4 protein-coding genes and 1 pseudogene are annotated in these 4,489 nt (G+C 34.8%); all 5 read right to left on the reverse strand.

What is annotated here, in order from left to right:
* Positions 1–1,198 (reverse strand): S8 family peptidase (locus tag ACODS7_RS30970; RefSeq protein WP_488828423.1); only part of this gene is annotated, 1,198 nt, incomplete at its 3' end.
* 460 nt (positions 1,199–1,658) lie between these two features.
* Positions 1,659–2,225, reverse strand: coding sequence for an SGNH/GDSL hydrolase family protein (locus ACODS7_RS30975; RefSeq protein WP_029442875.1), 567 nt, complete (start codon positions 2,223–2,225; stop codon positions 1,659–1,661).
* A gap of 15 nt (positions 2,226–2,240) precedes the next feature.
* The gene (locus tag ACODS7_RS30980; RefSeq protein ID WP_029442876.1) at positions 2,241–3,065 is read right to left on the reverse strand and encodes an MBL fold metallo-hydrolase; all 825 of its coding nucleotides are present in this window, start codon (positions 3,063–3,065) and stop codon (positions 2,241–2,243) included.
* A gap of 28 nt (positions 3,066–3,093) precedes the next feature.
* Complete coding sequence (locus ACODS7_RS30985) at positions 3,094–3,651, reverse strand: DUF7010 family protein (RefSeq protein WP_001099745.1); 558 nt, start codon at positions 3,649–3,651, stop codon at positions 3,094–3,096.
* A gap of 27 nt (positions 3,652–3,678) precedes the next feature.
* Positions 3,679–4,434, reverse strand: a pseudogene (locus ACODS7_RS30990) (phosphotransferase); the annotation flags it as partial.
* Positions 4,435–4,489: the final 55 nt, after the last annotated feature.

A 4,489-nucleotide genomic window follows, 5' to 3' on the forward strand; every position in this document is an offset into this window, starting at 1 on the left:
ACCCTTTTGAAGGGAATTTCATTTTATTTGTTCTCTTAAGTTGATGGGCATGTGGTAAAACCCCTATTTTATCAGATGATGGGTTATTAGACTTTGTGCCTGTATTAGGATTACTTAAAATTGCTCTCAATTCTTTTGGTGTATATGCCTTACCTAAATGTTCTTTAGCAATCCCTTGAATCGATACAGCAGCCCCAGCAATTATAGGCGAAGCGCTAGAAGTACCACGGAAATTAGACGTATAACGATTAATTATGTTCTGATCTGTAACTTTTTGTCCTTTACTATTTTGATTTTGATATGTATCTAATGTATCAACATACTCTCCCCAACCATATACATCAATTCTACTACCATAGTTAGAGAAAGCTAAACGTTTATGAGGAACTCTTGCAGTAGATGCTCCAACTATAATAGCTCCTGAATCTTTAAAGTCTGGACTATTTCGATTTAAAATCTGCTTACCATTACGGTCTTTAAATTCATCTAAATCAATCCCACCATTACCAGCTGCTTCTACAATAATAATGCCTTTATCTGTACCTTTGCGAATTGCGTTAAATATACTCGGGTATACTTCTACTGGTAAAGGGTCATCTCCATATCCATCATATTTAAAGGATTCTTCTATTAATAAAACATCTCCAGCCTGTAAAGAATCTACGGCACTTAAAATAGCATCTCTTACATCGATTCTCCCATTATCTCGGATCACTGAAATTACTTTTGCCTTTGCTTTTGGTGCAATCCCAATATTCCCAATCCCATTGTCAGCTGCAGAAACAACACCTAGAACTGAAGTACCGTGAGAAAGATCATTACTCATTTTTCCAGACATAAATTCAATATTTTGACCGACTAAATCTTCATGATTTAATAACCAGCCTTCTTCCAAATCTACAAAAGTTGCTCCCTGACCATTTCCTCCTTTAATTCCCCAAGCATAAGGAGCATTAATTCCTAAAGGTGCCTCTTCAAGATATCCCTGTCTCGAAAATCTAGGTTCATCATAAGGATTGACTGATAGTACAGGCAATCTCGGGCCAGTTGTTGTATTTATACTCTTATTAGAACGAACTTGTATTTTACTAGAATCGTTATTAGCAGCATATACTGTATTTGTTACAAATGTCGTACCTATCCCAGCAAAAGTTGTAATTGCAAGTGATGATATTAACATACCTTTAAAATTCTTCATTTTTCCACCTCTAGTTTTCTATTAGAAATAACATATTTAATAATGTGTATGACTCGAAAAATATTTTATCTTATTATAAAAATTAATAGATTTTTATAACTTTTTGATTTACATAAAAACTCCCTTCATTCTTGTAATTCAATGTGTACATTTCAAAACAACGCACTTACTGTAACTATTATAGTTACACCTTTATTAATTTTCAACTACGAAATATAAATTTTTAAAAATAAATTTATATTACTTTAAAACAGCACTAGCCTTTTACGTACATAAAGTGAAACTTTAATCAGTGGGGTTTTTGTTCATCCCCCACTGATTATTAGCCCTCACCAATCGGGCGTTTACGGGCAGTTAATGCGGGATAAAAATGCAAAATATCCGTCCAAATTACAGCAATCAATAAGTTTATGGACTACGAAAGAAATACGAAAAAGCAAAGCACTAAGTGCTTTGCTCCTTATAAAATCCCTTTTAACTTTTCACCAATTAACTTCGCTACATACTCATAACCTTCTGGCCCAAAGTGTAATCCATCTTTTTCATCATTTTCTACAAATCTTTTATAATCCCGTTCTTGAATCATTTCAGCGAATACGTTTAGAAAATAACTTCCTGTTTCTCTCGCCACTTTCTCCACCACGTCTGCATATTGACTAAGCACTCTATTTGTTCTATTATGCTGTCTTTCTTCATCAACTGGTGCAGGACTAATCAGTAGTACTTTATCTGATGAAACTTGGTTCACAATCTTCTCTAAGTTTTCTTTATATGCTTGTAATGACACTTGAGAAAAAGAAACTGCATCATTCGTACCAAGAAAAACTGTTACGAAATCTGGTTTATATGATATTACATCTTCTTCAATCCTATTTAACGCATCGAATGTATTATCACCTGGAACACCTGCATTCACTACTTTCCAGTTCGGAAACATCTCTTGCAAACGTGGTGTTAATCTCGGCATTCCATCAAAAAATGTTTCATCAGCTGTAATACTATCTCCAAAACATACTAACGTTTTCATTAAGCTACTCTCCTTTTACGTATGAAACAACTTTCCTTCTATTGCTTTTATATATCTGTCAGCAGAACGTTCAACTGCCTCATTTGCATTTTCTTTTACTACTCGATGAAAAGCGTTGTATAAACGATTAAACTGTAACGGCTTCACTCGATTCACCATTTCTTCCACTTTTCTCGCTGGTAGTGGAATTAAGTTTGGATAGCTGTACATGAAGCTTACCCACCGCTCATCTGCTACAACTTGAATAATATCACCTGTTAACAAAATCCCTTTTCCGTCATTACCTTCTTCCCAATGCAATACAGAACCACCACTAAAATGTCCTCCAAGACGATGTACAGTAATCCCATCCGCTAATTGTAAAGACTCACCAGACCAATAAATAATACGACTACTCGGACGCATCACCCACTCTTTATCATCTTCATGTATATAAATTGGTACATCAAATGTCTCTGCCCATTCTACTTGCGTTGAATAATAATGAGGATGAGACAATGCAATCGCATCTAATCCTCCAAGCTCTTTTATTTTCGTAATTGTCGTTTCATCTAAATACGTAATACAGTCCCACAGTAAACGATATGACTCTGTTTTCACTACAAATGCCGTTTGACCGATTGCAAATCCTGGTTTTGTTGTAATGCTATAAAGTCCACCTTCCTCTTCGATTATTTCATTTTTATATGTATCACCAATTTGTAAGCTTTCCAGTGTCGTCCAAGATTGTCCTTTTGGATTCACATATTGCCTCTCTTCATCACAAATATGACAGCTCACCGGTTCTTCTACACTCGCCGCATACTGCACGCCACACGTTGTACAAACGAAATTTTCCATAATAATTTCCCCTATCCCTATATTTTTATTAAGCTGATTTTTGTTGATAATGATCTGCTTTTTTATTTTCAATTAATAAACTTATAAAAGTAAGTAAATAGACAACTGTAACCGATAACGGAATTACAGTAAATCCTTTTTCAGCAAAAAGAATCCCGCAAACTGACGTTACAAATACAATCCCTACTGACAATAAACCATAACTTTTACTTTCATAAATCCATACGTACGGAATAAAATGAACACCTATTAACATCGCTACTACAAAAGGTAACCATTCTGGAAATTGAAAATAGGCAAGTAATACAAGTGGAATATTCAATACATTTATTCCACCAATTAAGCCTGCCAAAACCCCTAACGGATTTCCTTTCGCAAACATATCAATCTTCAATATAGCAGCTATCATTAAGCCGAAAGGAAACACACAGCCCATACCGATTAAATATACCCACACCACTTGTTTTTCAGAAAGAACAAATCCCGTTATACTCATAACTATCCAAAATAAAACACCGGCTAATATAATCGGTAGGCCTCTCTTCGTTTTTATTGCTAAATCCTTTTTCGCTTCTGCAACATTCATCTCACTATCTCCCCAAAAATATTTGTACTATAAAGTCACCTCAACCTCACCCATCCAATAACGCCAAGCTGCTAAATAATCTTCTAAATCTTTCGGGTGGTGCCGTAAACACCTATCTATACGTAAATATAAGCCTATGACTATTTCTTCATATAAATCACGGTCTTTTTTATGAAATACACATTGTTTCATCGCATAATCGATTGTTTCTTTTGTTAAATTTTCCGGAGTTGAACAAAACGCATACATTAAATCATATATAGGATCTCCTAACACTGGTAAAGGATCAATTACACCGTGCAGCTCATTCTCTTTAAATATAAAGTTATGAAATCCAAGATCACCATGCAATAAAAACGGCTGATTTATTCCAGCGTCCCTATTCGCTAACTTAAGAACCGTTCTATACTCTTCTTCACTTATGTAACGTCTTACATTTTCATGAGCTTCTATCACATTTGTCGTTAAAAATTCACTCCAAGATTGAACCGGACTTTCTTTCCATCCCCAGCCATCAACCTCTGTAGCTACTTCATACTTATTGATAACTTCCTTTACAAGTTTACAAAGAACACTCCGTTTATGGCCTAGTTTGCAAGAAGTTGTGCCCTCAAGGAATGAATAAACAATATAGCGATTTAAAGGTTCCTTATATAAAAACTTTGGAAATAATTCGTCCTGTTTATAAAACTGAAGAAAATAACCTTCTTCACGTATGACATCCGATTCATTCAACTTTACAACGTATTGTTCATCTAACAAATATATAGTACTTGTCGTACCCCATGCCCATCAACTTAAGGATAGACACAATATTAACTTTTGTTCATTTGAACTA

It is taken from the genome of Bacillus sp. FG16 (genome assembly GCF_057809515.1).